Here is a 19,687-nt window from a genome sequence, read left to right on the forward strand (position 1 = left end):
TTCGATCATTGGGGAGTCTTACTACCCGTTAATGCGGGGAAAATCAGTGAATAAGGTAATTTCGAAATTGAGTAAAGAGAAGTAGAGGAGAATTTTCATGGAGCTAGAACAAATAAATTCACCAGTAACGAATAAGCTGTTAGCGGACTATTGGTCGGAGCATGCTGATATCCATTCGTTTTTTGAATATAAGTATAATGAGGGAGCTTTTGATCAACGATTGACGTATTTAAAAAATCGTACGTATCGTTCAAAAGAGCTGACGCAAATTATTCGAAGTTATATGGAGCGGTATGGCATTTCGGAAAAAACGGCTCGTCATTTAGATGAACTTGAGCAAGGGGCGGTAGTCGTGGTAGGTGGTCAGCAAGCTGGTTTGCTGACAGGACCTCTCTATTCTGTCCATAAAGCGATTACGGTAATTCTGCTGGCGGAACAACAACGAAAAATATTAAAAGTACCGGTCGTACCGATGTTTTGGATTGCGGGTGAAGATCACGATATAGAAGAGATCAATCATACGTATACAATGACAAATGGCGAAGTGAAAAAACGTGGTTACAGCGAACGTTCTAAGCTGAAGAAAATGGCTTCAACTACAGAATTGAATAAGGAAGCACTACAACAGTTTATTCTGAATGTATTTAAAGATTTTGGCGAAACAGAATATACAGCAGACTTATTGAAGAATGTTTTAAATCATGCGGAAAATAGTGAAACATTTACCGATTTCTTTTCGTTGCTGATGAATGATTTATTTAAAAAGCACGGCTTATTAATGCTGGATGCAACGTATGGGCCGTTTAGACAATATGAAAAAGACTATTTTGTCCAATTGATCGAAAAGAATGAATCGATTGCAACAGGTGTTGTAGAGCAGGAAAGAAAGCTTGGCGAGAAAGGCTACCCAATGCCGATTGATGCTTCAGAGCAAAATGCGAATTTGTTTTACATTAAAGAAGGGGAACGTTTTCTCCTTGAGCGAAGTGGCGGCTCTTTTAAAAATGGATCAGCCAATGCAAATTTTTCGAAAGAAGAATTAGTAATTATTGCGAATGAGTCTCCCGAAAGTTTAAGCAATAATGTCGTTACCCGACCATTGATGCAGGAAATGGCACTTCCGGTATTAGCTTTTGTTGGAGGTCCTGGGGAACTGGCTTACTGGGCTACATTAAAGCCTGCATTTGATGTGTTGCAGCTGCAAATGCCGATATTTGCGCCAAGGCTCAGCATAACGCTTGTTACCCGTCAAGTCGATGCATTATTGGAACAGAAAGAGCTGTCTGTAACGGATGTGCTGACTGGTAAGGTCGATGAACATTTAGCGCAATTTGTGGAAAGTGTGAAAGATGAGCAAGTGACGCGTGCAATAGAGCAGATGCAAAAGCAGATGGAAGAGCAGTATGAGCAACTGACGAGCTATCTTCAGCATGGCAACTATCATGTTGAAGACTTGTTGGAGAAAAATAAAAATTACCATGAACGCCAATTCCACTATTTACGTTCAAAACTGGAGCAGCAAAATATAGAAAAGCATGAGGTCGCAATTCGTCAATTTAAAACGATTCAGTCACTATTATATCCGAATGATAGTTACCAAGAGCGCTTATATAATCCATATTTATTTCTAAATACCTACGGGGAAAATTTGATTGATGATTTATTGGAGTTACCTATGAGTATTTCCATGAAACACCAACTTATTACCTTATAAAAAACAAGAGTTATCTCACACGCAGATAACTCTTTTTTGTGTCTTTTAGCACCGAACGTATGTGTGAGAATATGCTCATTTACGTAATTTCATTTTATTGGTATGAGAAGCAAGGAAATTGGTGGTGGAAAGTGGGGGGATGTGGTACATTATTTATTAAAGTGGGGTGAGTAGCATGTTCATGGGAGAATATCAACATTCTATCGATGCAAAAGGCCGTATGATTGTCCCTGCAAAGTTTCGAGAATCACTTGGAGAACACTTTGTGATAACACGGGGGCTAGACCAATGCATTTTTGGATATCCTATGGATGAATGGCGAAAACTCGAAGATAAATTAAAAGATTTACCGATGACCAAAAAAGATGCGCGTGCATTTGCGCGGTTTTTCTTTTCTGGAGCAACAGAAGTAGAAGTGGACAAGCAAGGTCGTATTAATATTCCGTCTACATTGATTGGATACGCTAATCTTGAAAAAGAATGCGTGATCTTAGGTGTATCAAGTAAAATTGAAATTTGGGCGAAAGAATCTTGGCTACAATACTTTGAGCAATCGGCAGAATCATTTGATGAAATCGCAGAAAATCTGATTGGCTTTGATTTTTAAATTTTCAACAGAAGAATTAGAAGAAATTTATAATTATGGTCACTATTACAAAACCGACTTGAATTTTTAATCCGGATGTAATGGTACCGACATGTAATTGAATTAATATTAAGAGGTGCTTTAAACTATGTTCGATCATACAACCGTATTATTGAAAGAAACTGTTGATGGGTTGAACATCAATCCGGATGGTATTTATGTAGACTGCACATTAGGTGGTGCAGGACATAGTCAGTACCTGGTACAACAATTGTCAGAAAAAGGCCGTTTAATTTGCTTTGACCAAGATACAACGGCTATTGAAAACGCAAAAGTACGATTAGCCGATTATTTAGATCGCGTTATATTCGTACACTCAAATTTCCGCTATTTAAAAGAAGAATTACACAATCTGAACATTCATCAAGTAGATGGGATTTTATATGATTTAGGTGTTTCATCACCACAACTTGACACACCTGAACGCGGTTTTAGTTACCATCATGATGCACCGCTCGATATGCGGATGGATCAGACAGCGGAACTTAGCGCATATCATGTAGTGAATGAATGGTCATACGAAAACTTAGTACGCATTTTCTTCCGCTACGGCGAAGAAAAATTTTCGAAGCAAGTTGCGCGCAAAATTGAACAAGCCCGTGAGATTGCTCCTATAGAAACAACAGGTCAATTAGTGGAGCTTATAAAAGATGGTATTCCAGCCCCGGCACGTCGCAAAGGTGGACATCCTGCAAAACGAATCTTCCAGGCTATTCGGATAGCTGTAAACGATGAATTAGGTGCAGCGGAAGATTCTTTAGTAGATGCAATCGAGTTACTGAAAATTGGTGGTCGTATAAGTGTGATAACATTCCACTCATTGGAAGACCGCTTAACAAAAACACTGTTTAAAGAGGCTTCATCACTGCCGGATTTACCTCATGGATTACCGGTTATTCCAGAGCATATGAAACCAATACTTAAATTAGTGACAAGAAAACCGATTTTACCATCAGACGAGGAGTTAGCTGCGAATAATCGTTCACGTTCAGCAAAATTGCGCATCGCTGAAAAAATTAACGATAAAGGACGTGGGTAAAAAATGGCAGTAAGAGCAAGACAAACTTTTATACAACAACAGCCAGAACTACCTCAACATCAGCAGCAGGAACAAAGACTGCCGGTCCAGCCGAAAAAACGTAAAGCAAAGTATTTTTCGGCACAGGAAAAGTTTTTGTTCCTAGTATTTGCAATTGTAGTAGCATCTTTCGCTATTTCCATATTACATACTCAAGGAGAAATCCAAACGCTCAGTATGGAAATCCAAAAAATCGAACGCGACATAACTGAAGTCAATAACAATAATACAGATTTAAAAGTACAAGTAAGTGAACGCTCCACTCACCAACGTATTTGGGAAAAAGCGAAAGAACTCGGATTAACACTAAATGAGAAAAATGTGAAAGTAGTGCCGGGAGAATGAAAAAGAGAAGATTTCGTTACCAGGTAGGAGCCTTTCTAATGTTTATATTCTTTGGAGGGCTCTTTTTACTATTATATTGGCGTTTTGCATCGATTCAGGCGACAGGAATGGTAAAAGGGCATGAATTGGAAGAAGAAGCATTATCAAGATACGAAACTGGATATGTGTTGTCGGCAGACCGTGGGAAGATTTTGGACCGCAATGAAAATGTAATTGCCGAAGATACATTAAGCTACCGTCTTGTAGCGGTAATTAAAGAATCGGCAACAGAAAATAAAAAAAATCCAAGGCATGTCGTCGATAAGGCGGAAACTGCAAAATTATTGGCGCAATACATACCGATGGATGAAGAGAAAATTTATGAACGGCTCAACCCTTCCAAAGATTTATATCAAGTTGAGTTTGGACTGGCGGGGCGCGGCATTAGCCATGAAGTGAAGAAGAAGATTGAAGAGCTTAGCCTGCCGGGAATTTTATTATATAGCGATAAAAAACGCTATTATCCGAATGGAGCATTTGCCTCCCATCTTATTGGCTTTGCATTGCGTGAAACAGATGATGATGGTAATTCGTCGGTTGTCGGAAAAATGGGGCTTGAATACATTTATGACAAGCAATTAACAGGTACTGACGGGAAGTTAACCTATCAGCGCGATGCCCGTAACTATTTATTGCCAAGTAGCGACAAAGTGATACAGGAAGCACAGGATGGTAACGATATTTATTTAACAATCGATAAAACGATCCAAAACTTCCTGGAAGAGGCGATGTCGCGTGTTAATGACCAATATAAGCCACAGTCTATGGTCGCGGTCGTGGCAAATCCGAAAACTGGAGAGATCTTGGCAATGTCACAACGGCCAACGTTTAATCCGGACACGCGTGCAGGGCTGGATGGCAACTGGCTGAATGATGTTGTGGAAAATACGATTGAACCTGGTTCCACTTTTAAAACATTTACGGTAGCAGCCGCAATCGACTCCGGAAATTGGCATCCGAATGCGACCTATCAATCTGGACAGTATAATGTTTATAACGATACAATACGAGACCATAATAGATACGGGTGGGGTACAATTTCCTATTTAGAAGGTATCCAACGCTCTTCAAATACGGCGATGACAAACTTGCTGGATATAATGTCTTGGGAAACGTATGAAAGTTATTTAAAGGAATTTGGATTCGGCCAAAAAACAGGCATTGATTTACCGAATGAAGCGAACGGCATTATAAACTCACGCTACCCTTTAGAAAAGTATACGACAACTTTTGGTCAAGGTTCGACGGTTACACCGATTCAGTTAATACAAGGACTAACCGCAGTTGCTAATGATGGAAAGATGATGCAGCCATACGTAATTGATAAAATCGTCAATCCGAACACAGGTGAGATTGTAGTAGATTCAGAACCTACTATAAAAGGTGAGCCTATTTCGGCAGAGACAGCACAGAAAACACGTGAAGTTCTGGCTTCCACTATTTACGGGGAAGCAGGGAATGCGAAACGTTTCCAAATTGAAGGCTATAAAGTGGCCGGGAAAACAGGGACTGCCCAAATGCCGAAAGCAAATGGAATCGGTTATGACTGGGGGAAAAACGAATTCCTCTATTCATTTTTAGGAATGGCTCCTGCGGAAGATCCACAGCTGGCTGTATTTATTTCGGTTGCAAAACCAAAACTGGGTCCAACCGAATTGGGTTCTGATCCGGTTTCGGAAGTTTTCAATTCAGTAGTACTGAACAGTTTGAAGTATATGAATATCAATCCGTCGGACGTAGCGGAAGTCGAAACGGCAAAGGTTGATAATTATGTAGGGGAGCAGACAGATACAGTCATGACTCACTTGGAAGCCGATGGACTCGTACCGGTATTAATCGGTCAAGACGGAGAAATTACAGAACAGTTCCCTGCAGCAGATTCATCATTAATTAGTGGGAGTATCGTATTCTTAAAGACCGATGGAGAAATTACATTACCATCGTTTAATAACTGGTCACTACGTAATTTGCTTGTCTATAAGTCATTATCCAAACTGCCGATTGAAATTGTTGGGGAAGGCTATGTTGAAAGCCAAAGTGTTTCTCAAGGGACGCCGGTTACGGATGATTCACCAATTGTCGTTAAGCTGAAAACCCCTGAGGAAAAGCATTTGACTCCGCCGGCAGAGGATATGGAGCTGGAAGAAGAGGAATTTAGTGAAGAAATTCCACAAGATTAGAGAGATTTGAATACAAACTTCATCTTTAACATACGTTGTTTTAGGTGAGGTGTCATATTATGAAATGGGTAACTACAAAATCAAAAAAACGTTTAACATGGATCGCCATCGCACTAGTACTATACGGCGTGGCGATTTTTGTTAAATTGGTTTCCGTTCAAATTATTCAGTATGATGAGCTTTCAACAAAGGCAAAAGAAAATTGGGACAGGGAAATTCCGTTCCACACACAGCGAGGTGAAATTACTGACCGAAACAATGAAGTAATTGTAACGAATAAACTTGCCCCGACTTTGTACTTTATGCCTTCACAAAACGAAGATAAAGAATATGCTGCAGATGCCATTGCAAACGTAATCAATAAAGATCGAGCCAAAATATTGGAAAGGCTCCAGCAGCGAGTATCCCTTGTGAAAATTGCTCCTGAAGCTAAGAACATTACTTATGAGCAAGCGGAAAAAATTCAGCAGCTTCAAATTCCGGGCTTATACAGTGGTGTCGATTATGTAAGGTCCTATCCGCATGGTAATTTACTTGCGCGCTTTTTAGGTTTTACAGGTGCGGATAATCAAGGTTTGGCAGGAATCGAATATGAGTATGATGAATTATTAAAAAGTTCGGATGCCGCCATTCGATTATTTACCGATGCAAAAGGGAATGCATTGGAGCATGTGGATGATGAGTGGAAAGAAGGGAAAGATGGCGCAACTATTCAGCTGACGATTGATTTGAAGCTTCAAAAGATTGTCGAACGAGAATTATCGCAGGCAATGCTGGAATATGATGCAGATCAGGCATTGGCCATTGCGATGAATCCTAACAGTGGTGAAATATTGGCGCTTGCATCGTTCCCGACATATGATCCAACGAAGTTTTCGGAAGTAGAGCCAAGTATTTATAATCGCAACCTTCCTGTGTTTATGTCATATGAGCCAGGTTCCACATTCAAAATTATTACGCTCAGTGCGGCGATTGAAGAAGGTGTAGTCAACATGGAAGAAGAACATTTCCATGATCATGGCTATACAATGGTCGAGGGGGCACGTTTACGCTGCTGGAAACGAGAAGGCCATAAAGACCAGACTTTTTACGAAGTTGTACAGAATTCCTGTAACCCTGGATTTGTAGAGCTTGGGCAACGAGTCGGTTCAACAAAATTGCTTGATTATATTCACAAATTCGGATTCGGGAAAAAAACAGGTTCGAACATTGCAGGAGAATCATCGGGCATATTATTTTCGAAAGAAGCATTCGGCCCGGTAGAGCATGCTACGACCTCTTTTGGTCAAGGGGTTTCCGTGACGCCGATTCAACAGATGCAGGCGGTCTCCGCAGCGATTAATGGCGGTACATTATATACACCGTATACGGTCTCGAAAATACTGGACTCCAAGACAAACGAAGTCATAATGGAACAAAATCCGGAAGCGAAAACACAGGTTGTCAGTGAAGAAACATCGGAAAAAGTCCGTCATGCATTGGAGCTTGTAGTTGCAAAAGGTTCTGGTCGTCAGGCATTTCGTGATGGGCTACGTATCGGAGGCAAAACAGGGACAGCGCAAAAGGTGGAAAACGGCCGTTATAAAGACGGAGACTATATTGTATCATTCATCGGCTTTGCACCGGCAAATGACCCGGAAATTATCGTCTATGTTGCGATCGATAATCCAAAAAGCTCATTGCAGTTCGGAAGTGTGATCGCAGCACCAATTGTAGGCCGTATTATTGAAGATGCCGCACCATTGTACAATATCGAAAAACAAAAAGATCAAATAGAACGGGACTACGTTTGGGGCGATGAATTGACAGAGCGTACACCAAACTTTATTGGAATGACAAAAGAAGAAGTAATCCCGCATTTATATCCTTATAAAATTGAATGGCACGGAGAAGGCGATAAAGTGATTCAGCAAGTTCCATCGGCTGATAGTCTCATACTCCAAAGTGGTAGTGTTCATTTATATTTAGGAAATTAAATTGAATTTCAATCTTTCAAAATGCAACTAAAACAACTATTATAGTGAAGGACGTTTTTTCACAATAATAACTAGTGGTCGAAACAGTTGAAAATCAAACGTTCCACCATATTCAGACAGAAGTTTTAAAGGAGATATATTATGACATTATCAACAACATTGACCATACTCTTTTCATCATTTTTAGTAACGGTCATTTTAGCACCAGTAGGAATCCCTCTTTTACGCCGATTAAAATTCGGGCAAAGCATACGTGAAGAAGGCCCTCAATCACATATGAAAAAAGCAGGTACACCTACTATGGGTGGATTAATTTTCTTGTCAGCCATTATTATTTCGACAATTGTAGTCGCAATGATTTTCGACTTGTTTACAACACAAACGATCGTACTCTTACTTGTTTTAGTTGGATTTGGCGTAATTGGCTTTTTGGATGATGGGCTAAAAGTAATTTTTAAACGTAATTTAGGTTTGACATCCCTGCAAAAATTAATTGGTCAGATCGCCATTGCGATTGCAGCGTTTTTGCTATTACGTTTAGGTTCGTTTGATACATCTGTAGGAATTCCGTATACGGATGTATCGATAGATTTAGGAATACTGTATGTTGGTTTTTTAATTTTCTGGCTTGTCGGTTTTTCAAATGCGGTCAATTTAACAGACGGTTTGGATGGACTCGTATCAGGAACTGCGTCAATCGCATTTGCTGCATTCGGTGTCATTGCACTATTTAACGAGCAAGCAGATATCGCTTTATTTGCATTTGCTGTAACTGGGGCATTACTAGGGTTTCTGATTTTTAATGCAAACCCGGCAAAAGTGTTCATGGGAGATACAGGTTCCCTTGCGCTTGGCGGTGCATTGGCAATGATTTCCGTGCTGGTAAAACAAGAATTGCTGTTACTATTAATCGGACTCGTATTTGTTATTGAAACATTATCCGTTATTTTACAAGTAGGAAGCTATAAACTGCGTAAAAAGCGCATATTCAAAATGAGTCCGATTCACCACCATTTTGAATTATCAGGCTGGTCAGAATGGAAAGTCGTACTTGTATTTTGGTCAACTGGATGTATCGTAGCACTTATAGCAGTATTAGCGGAGGCGTTATTATGATGGAATATGAAGGATTACAAGCTAAAAAAGTACTCGTTTTAGGATTGGCGAAAAGTGGTGTTGCGGCTGCGGAGCTTCTGCATCGCTTAGGAGCATTTGTAACAGTCAACGACGCAAAACCGTTTGATGCGAATCCTGAAGCGCAGGAGCTTTTATCAAAAGGAATTACAGTAATTTGTGGGCGACATCCAGAAGATTTGCTTGATGAAGGATTTGAGCTTGTCGTAAAAAATCCTGGAATTCCATACACAAATCCAATTGTTGCGGACGCGATTGCGAAAGGTCTGCCTGTTATTACTGAAATGGAACTTGCCTATTTAGTAAGCGAGGCTCCATTTATCGGAATTACCGGCTCAAATGGTAAAACAACAACGACAACGTTACTATACGAAATGCTGAAAGCCGGCCGTTTAAAACCATTAATCGCCGGGAATATTGGAACCGTTGCATGCGGTGTTGCGGCAGAAGCAAAAGCGGATGAGGTTATCGTTACAGAGTTATCATCGTTCCAGTTAATGGGAACACGTGAATTCAGACCACATATCGCAATTTTGACAAACCTTTATGAAGCGCATTTAGATTACCATGGGACGTTTGAAGAATATGCGGAGGCTAAATTTGGTGTCACACGCAATCAAACAGCTGAAGATTATTTTATTTACAATGCCGATCAGCAAGTTGTGGCAAATTATGCTCAAAAGTCAAAGGCGAAGCTTATTCCATTTACGACAAAAGGTCATGCAAAACAGGGAATCAGTGCAGATAAAGAAAACATTTATTGGCAAGGTGACGCGATCTTAAAACGTGCTAATATTGTATTGCCGGGAGAGCATAATTTAGAAAATATTTTATGTGCTGTAGCAGCAGCGTTACTGCAGGAGTGCCCTATTGATGCGATAGAGGAAGTTTTGGCAACATTTGCTGGGGTACGTCATCGTACACAGTTTGTCCGTGAATGGGAAGGACGTAAAATTTACAATGATTCAAAAGCAACGAATGTACTTGCAACAAAAAGTGCCTTGGCTGCATTTGAGCAACCGATTGTATTATTGGCCGGCGGATTGGATCGCGGGCATTCATTTGAAGAGCTACGTAAAGAAATGACACGTGTAAAAGCAGTGGTCGCGTTTGGTGAAACTGCACTTCGCTTTATCGAATTTGCAAAATCATGTGGCATTACGAATATTGTGCGTGCAATTGATGTTGAAGATGCAGTCGGTTATGGAGCAAAAATGTCTGAACAAGGTGACATCATCTTATTGTCACCTGCATGTGCAAGCTGGGATCAACATGCGAGCTTTGAAATTCGGGGCGACTTATTTATTGATCGTGTTATGAAACTTTCTTAAGAAAGGATAGTTACACTGTCGCAAAAAAATCAACAGTATTTCATGATCAGTGCGATTGTATTGTCGCTGATTGGTATTCTCTTTATTTTTTCTGCAGGTACATATTGGGGGAATGTTCACTATGATGGACAAACCCCGTTTTACCTGAAGCAGTCAATCTATTTCATTGTTGCACTTCTCATATGTGCAGCAATTATGAACTGGGAGTTTCTGCAGCAACCGAAAGTATGGCGGATTTTTTATATCATGTCACTTGGTTTACTTGTTGCTGTACTTATTCCTGGTATCGGGATTGTCCGGAATGGTTCGCAAAGTTGGATTGGAATCGGCCCGTTAACGATACAACCGGCTGAAATTGCGAAAGTAACGACAATTATTTATATTAGTGCATTATTAACACAGCGAAAATCATATGAGCGCATTGTTCAATTGAAACATTTTCTCATATTGATACTTCCAGCAGCGTTAATTATGCTTCAGCCGGATTTCGGTGCTGTCTTTATTTTAGTTGTAGTTGTTTTAATAATATTTTTTATTGCACAATATCCGTTGCGCCTATATGTGATACTCATCACGTTAGGTATTGTCGGTCTTGCTGGGCTGATTATTGCGGCCCCATATCGTCTTAAACGGATCGAAGCGTTTATCAACCCGTGGGCAGACCCGTTGGGAAGCGGCTTTCAGGCTGTACAATCGTTATTTGCGATAGGACCCGCCGGCTTGTTTGGACATGGATTATTAAAAAGTAGACAAAAGTATTTATACTTACCGGAACCGCAGAACGATTTTATATTTGCAATTATTTTAGAAGAAATCGGTCTTGTCGGTGGAATGGGACTGCTGCTTATTTTTGCGTGCTTTTTAATTCTTGGCTATCGCTTGGCATTACAATGCAAGCATGTATTTCATTTTTATGCGATATGCGGACTTACAACGATGATTGCTGTACAGGCAGCGCTGAATATAGGGGTTGTAATTAATTTACTGCCTGTAACCGGTGTGACATTGCCATTTATAAGTTATGGCGGTACTTCGCTTGTTGTTGTCTGGGTTACAGTAGCGCTAATTTTAAATTTCTCTTATGAAAGAAGGAAGGAGTAAAGATAATGGAAAAAGTAATCGATATTACAGAACGAGTACCAGCTATGAAAAAACGCAGAAGACGTCGTACAAACTTTAAATTTTTAACACTAGTGACGATTTTTCTTTTTATCATTATCATACTTCTTTATTTTCAATTACCTTATAGTGATATAAAAAAAATTGATATAAAAGGGGCAGTCCTTAAGGAAGATACGTATTACATCGAACAGTCGAATCTGAAAATTGAAGATTCGTTATGGGGCTTCAAGATTTCTGAAGTGGAGCAGGCAATTGCTCAGCATGAATGGATAAAATCCGTTAATGTCGAAAGAAAATTCCTGAATGAAGTTCAAATTACTATAGAAGAGTGGCAAAAGGTAGCTTATATTTCACAGGGCGGGGAATTTTACCCTATGCTTGATAATGGTGTTGTTTTTGAGGAATCCAATGAGATTGTCCCGATTGATGCCCCGATTTTCCGTGATTTTGAAAATGAGGAACTTCGAAAAAAGCTATTAAAGGAACTTGCCAATTTAAAGCCGGAAGTACTGTCACTCATTTCACAAATTAATGCAAATCCTTCAGAAGCGGACCCGTATTCAATTACGCTTTTCATGAATGATGGCTATGAAGTACGCGCTGATGCGAATACTTTAGCAGAAAAATTGAATTACTATCCATCAATCATTGCACAAATTGAAAGCGAGGACGTTTCTGAAAAAGGGATTGTAGATATTGAAGTCGGCTCATATTACCGACCTTTTTCAGGTGAATATTCTTTAATAAAGGAAGACACTCAAAAAACCGAAGAACTTACAGATGAAACAGAAAATGCGGAGACTGACGAAGGGGGGCAACTGGAAGAACAAAATGAAGAAGAGCCAGAGTGATAACAGCAGGCAGCCGAAAAATAAATCTGCTTTATTTTCAGGAAAGTACGCCGCCATACTAATTGTATGCATAATCACAGGATTTATTATCGGCTTTTCCTATAATTTATCAAAGGACAAGCGTACATTAAGTTCTGCCTCTCCCCAGTTTGAGCAGGAAAATCAGTACATGGAAGATTTGATTGAAAAACAGGAAAGAAATAAAGAGCTTGAAGATGAATTGTCCCAACTAGAAGAGAAAATTCGAACTTATGAAAAGCAGTTTTCCTCGAACGAAACGCAATATGAACAGAATCATCAGGACGCTGAGCAATTGCGGCTCTTATTAGGACTAACAGATGGAATTGGGCAAGGGATTAAAATTACACTGCAAGATGGTGATTATAATCCGAATACTACCAATCCAAATGAGTATATTGTGCATGAAAGTCACATATTTAAAGTATTAAATGAGTTGAAAATTGCAGGTGCCGAGGCAATTTCGATTAACGGGCAACGTTTAAAACCAAATTCTTACATTGCCTGCAACGGTCCTGTCATTACAATTGATGGACAACAGTACCCAGCACCATTTGTAATCGAGGCGGTAGGTAATCAGGATGTACTGATTTCTTCGTTAGAACTGGCAGGGGGAGTATTTGACCAACTATTGAATGAACAAATTGTCGTTACTTTGGAAACAGACAATCTAATTGAAATGAAAACAGTCAGCGATGAATAAGGCATAGGATCGGAGGGAAGATGATGACGAAAAAAATGTACCGCAATATTACAATCATCTCGTTCATCATTGGTTTTATGCTCGCAGTGCAGTACAACACGGTTCAAAATCCGACCGAACGAACTACAGTCGATATTTGGGAAATTCGTCAGCAATTATCTGCGGAACAGGAGCGTCATTCGGAGTTGCTGACTGCAATAAGCGAATTATCCGAAACAGTAAATAAATACGAGGATGCAGAGTTTGATAATCCGGAAATACTATTGCAGCAAACTGTCGATCAATTAAAAGAACGTGCAGGGATCTTGCCGGTTGAAGGACCGGGGTTAACATTATCGGTTGGCACTTCGCCCGAATTAATGGGTTTAGGCTATGAGATAAAGCCTGTATCACCTGAACTGTTAATTCGCCTTATAAATGATTTGAATCGTTATAATGCCCGGGCAATTGAAGTGGATGACAAGCGTCTAAGCTACAATTCTGCCATTCGCGACATTAATGGGAAAACGACGATCAATGGCGAGCCGATTCAAAATACGGATATCGAAATAAACATCATTACATTTACGTATGAGCAAGCTGAAAAAATGAAAAACCATTTATTGGCATCTTCGTTTCAGGATGAATTTTATATTGATAATCTCGTATTGACAATTCATGAAGCAGAGCAGAATGTACAAATAGATTCAGTTGCGCCTGTACAAAGAAGTAAGTATTTATCAGAAAAGTAGAAGGGGATGCGAATATGTGGCTACCACTATTAGGACTTATATTAGGTGTGGTATTAGGAATTTTAACAGATATTCAAATTCCATCTGTTTATGAAAACTATTTATCCATTGCTGTACTAGCGGCTCTCGATACAATGGTCGGCGGTATCCGTGCATTATTGCAGCAAGTTTACGATGACAAGGTATTTATTTCCGGGTTTTTCTTTAATATACTTTTAGCAGCAGGATTGGCTTTTCTCGGTGTCCATATAGGTATCGATCTGTATTTAGCCGCTATTTTTGCATTCGGAGTTCGACTGTTTCAAAATATTGCAGTCATTCGTCGGTTATTATTGGCAAAATATGAGAACAGTAGATTGAAAAAGGAGGAAAACTCTTAACAATCACGTTAAAATATCATTACAAATTATCGTTTTACTTAGACAATCAGCGGAATTTACAATAGAATGAACTATAGGAGTAATCGAAGGAGGTGCAGAAAGTTGAATCATCAAGAAATTTATGTTTCTCTCGATATTGGATCATCTTCAATAAAAGTCCTGATCGGAGAAATGAACGGTGATCAATTGCACGTAATTGGTGTAGGTCATGTGAAATCAACAGGGATAAGAAAAGGTGCAATAGTTGATATAGATGCAACTGTACAGTCCATAAAAAAAGCTGTAGATCAAGCAGAGCGAATGACTGGTATTAATATAGAAGAAGTGGTGCTTGGAGTTCCTGCAAACCAGACAGTTTTACAACCTGTCAAAGGGGTTGTAGCGGTAAACGGTGAAGACCGGGAAATCACGGACGATGATTTAGCTAGAGTAATAGACTCTGCACAGGTAATGTCGATTCCACCAGAGCGAGAGTTAGTAAATTTAATACCTAAACAATTTATCGTGGACAACCTAGATGAGATTAAAGACCCGCGAGGTATGATTGGCATTCGTTTAGAGATGGATGCGACAATGATTACGACATCCAAGACGCTTGTACATAATGTTTTAAGATGTGTAGAACGTGCAGGCTTGCAAATTCGCGAAATTTATCTACAACCATTAGCAGCAGGGTATTTTGCGCTGACGGAAGATGAAAAAAATCAAGGAACTGCCTATATCGATTTAGGAGGCGGATCGACAACTGTTGCGGTGTTCCAAGATGGACTGCTGACAAATACAGCTGTGATTCCTGTAGGTGGAGATCATATTACGAAAGATTTATCGATCGTATTAAAAACACCGACTGAACAAGCCGAAAAAATCAAAAAGCAGTATGGACATGCCTTTTACGATGATGCTTCCGAGGAACAGACGTTTGATGTTCCTGTTGTTGGTACTGATACAACAGATCAATACAGTCAACGTTTCATCTCGGAAATTATCGGTGTACGTTTAGAAGAGTTATTCGAATTAGTATTGGATGAATTAGCACGTATGGGGGTACAGGATTTACCGGGTGGTGTCGTCATTTCCGGCGGAGTAGCACAGCTGGAGGGAATTGCCCAGCTGGCGCGACAAGTGATGTTAACGCGTGTTCGCATTTATACACCTGATTACATCGGTGTACGTGAACCGGCCTTTACAACGTCGGTAGGTTTAATTCGATATGCACATGCAGAAGACGAATTTTACGGAAGAAGCGAGCCGGTACCAGCTTCTTCATATGCAGCACCTTATCCTACTCAACCAACTCCTTCTAAAAAACAATCAAATGTGCCGGAGAGAGTAGAAAGCGCAAGTAAAGTTAGTGTGATTGATCGCGCAAAAAACTTATTAAACAAATTTTTCGATTAATACGAAAATGAATGACGTGAACAATTAGGAGGAGAAGAGTATGTTAGAATTTGAAACGGATGTTGAACAATTAGCCGTTATTAAAGTTATCGGCGTAGGCGGAGGCGGTAACAATGCCGTAAACCGCATGATTGAACATGGTGTACAAGGTGTAGACTTTATCGCTGTTAATACAGATGCTCAAGCTTTAAATCTTTCAAAAGCTGAATACAAACTACAAATCGGCGGTAAATTAACACGTGGACTTGGTGCAGGGGCAAACCCTGAAGTAGGTAAAAAAGCTGCCGAAGAAAGTCGCGAGCAATTGGAAGAAGTATTACGAGGTGCCGATATGGTATTCGTAACTGCCGGTATGGGTGGTGGTACTGGTACTGGTGCAGCACCGGTAATCGCATCAATCGCACGTGATTTAGGTGCATTGACAGTAGGTGTTGTAACACGTCCGTTTACATTTGAAGGCCGTAAACGCCAAACACAGGCTATTGGCGGTATTACTTCAATGAAGGAAGCGGTTGATACATTAATCGTTATTCCAAATGACAAGTTACTGCAAATTGTGGATAAATCCACACCGATGCTGGAAGCGTTCCGTGAAGCGGACAATGTATTGCGTCAAGGTGTACAAGGTATTTCAGACTTAATCGCAACACCTGGTTTAATCAACCTGGACTTTGCCGATGTAAAAACAATTATGTCCGATAAAGGTTCTGCATTAATGGGTATCGGGATTGCAGCAGGTGAAAACCGTGCAGTTGAAGCCGCTAAAAAAGCAATTTCTTCTCCATTACTGGAAACATCAATTGATGGGGCAAAAGGTGTCATTATGAACATCACAGGCGGTACGAACTTAAGTTTATTCGAAGTTCAGGAAGCTGCGGATATTGTACAGCTTGCTTCTGATGAGGAAGTAAATATGATCTTCGGTTCGGTTATTAACGATAACTTAAACGATGAAATTATCGTAACAGTAATTGCAACAGGTTTTTCGGATGACTTTATCATTCAAAAGCCACAGCCTGTACGTCCGTCAATCGGTGCTCGCCAGCAAGCTGCAACAAGCTCAGCTCAACAGCAACAGCAGCCTGTACGTTCACAAGAGCCGGTACAGCAAGAAACACCACGTCAAACACAACAAACAAACTATCAGCAGGACGATGCATTGGATATTCCGACATTTTTACGCAACCGTCGCAATCGCTAGTAGTACTAGCTTTCATAATATGAAGAACGATTATTTGCATGATGATGCGAATAATCGTTTTTTTTAGTTTAAGAGATGTTATGAAAAGTAGCGTGCTGTGCATGTATTGGAAAGAAAAAGCAGAATAGCAGATTTTCTCATTCCATTGAAACTTCTTTCTAACCCCTATTAGCATTTAACTTTCCTGCCGCCAACTTTTTGTCGATTGCATTTGAATGTCGTAACAATATGTCAAACGATTCTTCCAGATTTATGCAACAGTTAGACAAAAAAGTATAGGGGGGTTTGATAATCTTGTTTACAGGAGGACAATACATGTATGCAGAGTGGATTCTTTTAATGAATTTCTTAATGAATCTCGTACTACTAAAATTTACCGCAACAATAACATATACCATCATTCCAATTTGGAGATTACTATTAGGGGCCTTTTGTAGTGCGCTGATCGCTGTGTTATTTATAGGAAACATATTCATGTTGCTTGTAAGTTTCATCGTACTATTGGGGATTGCCTTTAGATTTAAATGGAAAATATTTTACGAGCAAGGAAAGTGGATTGTTGTCGCTACTTTGCTCGCAGGTGGATTAATAACAGCATTACAACCATTTTTGCTTGCATCTCCGTTTTTCGTTTATATTTTTTTATGTTTCGGCATAGTATGTATTAGTTTGACAGTGATGAAACAAGGCTGGTTTCAAAAACTGCAAAATGTTGCACAAAGTCGTTATGTAACGACAAGCAAAGTAGAACTGTTCGAACAACAGATGGAGCTCGTAACATATATCGATACCGGAAATGAATGCACTGAACCTTTAAGTCAGGCACCGGTCCATTTTATTTCGTTTAAAACAGTTCAATCGATGTTACCGGATGAATTTAGTGAATGCCTGCTCAAATGGAATGAGCAGGAGCCTTACTCACTGACAATGTTTTCAAAGGAAATACAGAAAAGAATACGTATTGTTCCCATTACAACGGTTCAAAAAGGCACATTACTCGTACCTGCCTTTCGTGCCACAATTGTCATTCAGAACAAAACGTATCCAAATCACTATGTTGTATTTACGAAAAATGATGCGCGCTTTCCGCAAAATGCACAAATGATTGCACATGTGTTTGTCCTAACGAATTCATAAGGGAGGATCGATATTGCTTAAAAAATTTCAATCGATAATTTTAAACATACTAAGCTACTTTAGAAGAAAAAAAGGGACATACTATATAGGGGGACATGATTCATTGCCTATTCCATTAACTAGAGAAGAAGAAGTTGTCGTAGTCGAAGCATTTATGAATGGTGACTTGCATGCCAGGGATATGTTAATTGAAAGAAATTTACGTTTAGTCGTTTATATCGCAAGACGTTTTGATAATACAAGCACGCCGATTGAGGATTTAATCAGCATCGGTTCAATTGGTCTTATTAAAGCGATTGAAACATTTAATTTAGATAAAAATATTAAATTAGCGACGTATGCATCGCGCTGTATTGAAAATGAAATATTGATGCATCTGCGAAAGACGAGCCGCATGAAAGGCGAGGTTTCCTTTGATGAACCTTTAAATGCGGATGCAGACGGCAATGAATTATTACTTTCAGACATATTAGGGACAGAAGAACATATTATAACACTTGATGTGGAACGTAAAATTGAGCGTCAGCATATGTTTAATGCCATTAATCAGCTGACACCTCGTGAAAAATATATTATGGAATGTCGCTTTGGCCTAAATGGTAAAGAAGAGATGACCCAAAAGGAAGTAGCGGATCATTTAGGTATTTCACAATCTTATATTTCAAGATTGGAGAAAAAAATTATTATGGATTTACGTGAATTCCTGAACGAACCAATTGCATAAGATGGTTAAATTTGGCGCGCATAGCGACGACCATTTCGGACAAAATGATTGAAAAGACAAAAGACAATCTAGTTCGGAAGGTGAAGTTGGATGCGTACAAAAGTGGAGTTATGTGGTGTGGATACATCTACATTACCAGTACTGAAGCCAGATGAAATGAGAGATTTATTTATACGATTACAGCAAGGAGAATGGATTGTTCGTGAGCAGCTAGTTTTCTGCAATTTACGTTTAGTGCTCAGCATTGTCGGCCGTTATGCCTATCGTGGCGAACAGGCGGATGATTTATTCCAAGTAGGATGTATTGGTTTATTAAAAGCGATTGATAATTTTGATTTGAAGCATAATGTTCGATTTTCGACATATGCTGTACCGATGATTATGGGAGAAATCCGCCGCCACCTGCGCGATCACCATGCACTGCGTGTGTCCCGTTCATTGCGGGATATTGCGTATAAAGCGATGAAAGCGAAGGAACAATTTATTGCGGAACATTTAACAGAACCCACAATCGAACAATTGGCACAGGCAATAGATATGAAAAAAGAAGATGTATTATTTGCACTTGATGCAATTCAAGACCCGATGTCACTGCAGGAACCGATTTATTCAGATGGTGGCGATGCAATCTTTATGATTGATCAAATTAAAGATAAAGTGACAGAAGAACATTGGGTTGGCTCGATTTCATTGCAGGAAAGTATGAAAAAGCTGAATAGCAGACAAAAAATGATTATAGAAAAGCGCTTTTTCCTAGGTGAAACTCAAACGGAAATTGCCCAGTCTTTAGGTATTTCACAAGCGCAAATATCAAGATTGGAAAAGAGTGCGGTAGAATTGATGAAACGGGATTTCCGTTAAATAGATAGAAATTCCAAAGGGACTGTCCAACTTGTAGGGCTGTCCCTTTCATCATAATTTCATGATGTTTGAATACTTATAATGAGGTAAAAGTAAATAAATGATACAGAAAGGATGG

At 39.6% G+C, this 19,687-nt stretch carries 18 protein-coding genes; all 18 read left to right on the plus strand.

Features of this window, described 5'->3' with window-relative positions:
- The first annotated feature begins 97 nt into the window (after positions 1–97).
- The 18 genes from bshC (at position 98) to sigG (ending at position 19,569) form a co-directional block, all read left to right on the plus strand.
- Positions 98–1,714: a bacillithiol biosynthesis cysteine-adding enzyme BshC gene (gene bshC, locus MKZ25_RS04350; protein WP_340800319.1), complete on the plus strand. Its 1,617-nt coding sequence runs from the start codon at positions 98–100 to the stop codon at positions 1,712–1,714.
- 175 nt (positions 1,715–1,889) lie between these two features.
- Positions 1,890–2,321, plus strand: coding sequence for a division/cell wall cluster transcriptional repressor MraZ (mraZ, locus tag MKZ25_RS04355; protein WP_340800320.1), 432 nt, complete (start codon positions 1,890–1,892; stop codon positions 2,319–2,321).
- 127 nt (positions 2,322–2,448) lie between these two features.
- Positions 2,449–3,399: a 16S rRNA (cytosine(1402)-N(4))-methyltransferase RsmH gene (gene rsmH, locus MKZ25_RS04360; RefSeq protein ID WP_340800321.1), complete on the plus strand. Its 951-nt coding sequence runs from the start codon at positions 2,449–2,451 to the stop codon at positions 3,397–3,399.
- Positions 3,400–3,402: 3 nt separating this feature from the next.
- Positions 3,403–3,783, plus strand: coding sequence for a cell division protein FtsL (ftsL, locus tag MKZ25_RS04365; protein WP_340800322.1), 381 nt, complete (start codon positions 3,403–3,405; stop codon positions 3,781–3,783).
- Between the two features lie 38 nt (positions 3,784–3,821).
- The gene (locus tag MKZ25_RS04370; RefSeq protein ID WP_340800323.1) at positions 3,822–6,002 is read left to right on the plus strand and encodes a penicillin-binding protein; all 2,181 of its coding nucleotides are present in this window, start codon (positions 3,822–3,824) and stop codon (positions 6,000–6,002) included.
- A gap of 59 nt (positions 6,003–6,061) precedes the next feature.
- Positions 6,062–7,978, plus strand: a complete 1,917-nt coding sequence (locus MKZ25_RS04375) for a penicillin-binding transpeptidase domain-containing protein (RefSeq protein WP_340800324.1) — start codon at positions 6,062–6,064, stop codon at positions 7,976–7,978.
- 141 nt (positions 7,979–8,119) lie between these two features.
- Complete coding sequence (gene mraY / locus MKZ25_RS04380) at positions 8,120–9,094, plus strand: phospho-N-acetylmuramoyl-pentapeptide-transferase (protein WP_340800327.1); 975 nt, start codon at positions 8,120–8,122, stop codon at positions 9,092–9,094.
- Positions 9,091–10,443: a UDP-N-acetylmuramoyl-L-alanine--D-glutamate ligase gene (murD, locus tag MKZ25_RS04385; RefSeq protein WP_340800329.1), complete on the plus strand. Its 1,353-nt coding sequence runs from the start codon at positions 9,091–9,093 to the stop codon at positions 10,441–10,443. Before mraY ends, murD begins: the two co-directional genes overlap by 4 nt.
- A gap of 42 nt (positions 10,444–10,485) precedes the next feature.
- Complete coding sequence (locus MKZ25_RS04390) at positions 10,486–11,544, plus strand: FtsW/RodA/SpoVE family cell cycle protein (protein WP_340800330.1); 1,059 nt, start codon at positions 10,486–10,488, stop codon at positions 11,542–11,544.
- Positions 11,545–11,549: 5 nt separating this feature from the next.
- A complete protein-coding gene (locus MKZ25_RS04395) occupies positions 11,550–12,416 on the plus strand; it encodes a cell division protein FtsQ/DivIB (protein WP_340800332.1) in 867 nt (288 codons plus the stop codon).
- The gene (locus MKZ25_RS04400; RefSeq protein WP_340800334.1) at positions 12,397–13,137 is read left to right on the plus strand and encodes a DUF881 domain-containing protein; all 741 of its coding nucleotides are present in this window, start codon (positions 12,397–12,399) and stop codon (positions 13,135–13,137) included. Before MKZ25_RS04395 ends, MKZ25_RS04400 begins: the two co-directional genes overlap by 20 nt.
- Positions 13,138–13,160: 23 nt before the next feature.
- The gene (locus tag MKZ25_RS04405) at positions 13,161–13,868 is read left to right on the plus strand and encodes a DUF881 domain-containing protein (protein WP_340800336.1); all 708 of its coding nucleotides are present in this window, start codon (positions 13,161–13,163) and stop codon (positions 13,866–13,868) included.
- 14 nt (positions 13,869–13,882) lie between these two features.
- Positions 13,883–14,248, plus strand: coding sequence for a small basic family protein (locus MKZ25_RS04410; RefSeq protein WP_340800337.1), 366 nt, complete (start codon positions 13,883–13,885; stop codon positions 14,246–14,248).
- Positions 14,249–14,350: 102 nt separating this feature from the next.
- Positions 14,351–15,646, plus strand: a complete 1,296-nt coding sequence (gene ftsA / locus MKZ25_RS04415; protein ID WP_340800339.1) for a cell division protein FtsA — start codon at positions 14,351–14,353, stop codon at positions 15,644–15,646.
- Between the two features lie 40 nt (positions 15,647–15,686).
- Positions 15,687–16,847 (plus strand): cell division protein FtsZ, encoded by a 1,161-nt coding sequence (gene ftsZ / locus MKZ25_RS04420; RefSeq protein WP_340800340.1) that lies wholly within the window; start codon positions 15,687–15,689, stop codon positions 16,845–16,847.
- Positions 16,848–17,162: 315 nt separating this feature from the next.
- Entirely contained in the window at positions 17,163–17,984 is an 822-nt protein-coding gene (locus tag MKZ25_RS04425; RefSeq protein ID WP_340800341.1) for a sigma-E processing peptidase SpoIIGA, read from the plus strand.
- 13 nt (positions 17,985–17,997) lie between these two features.
- Complete coding sequence (sigE, locus tag MKZ25_RS04430) at positions 17,998–18,708, plus strand: RNA polymerase sporulation sigma factor SigE (protein WP_340800342.1); 711 nt, start codon at positions 17,998–18,000, stop codon at positions 18,706–18,708.
- A 90-nt stretch (positions 18,709–18,798) separates the two neighbouring features.
- Complete coding sequence (gene sigG / locus MKZ25_RS04435) at positions 18,799–19,569, plus strand: RNA polymerase sporulation sigma factor SigG (protein ID WP_340800344.1); 771 nt, start codon at positions 18,799–18,801, stop codon at positions 19,567–19,569.
- Positions 19,570–19,687: the final 118 nt, after the last annotated feature.

Origin of the sequence: Solibacillus sp. FSL W7-1464 (assembly GCF_038004425.1) — a bacterium.
GTDB lineage: Bacteria > Bacillota > Bacilli > Bacillales_A > Planococcaceae > Solibacillus.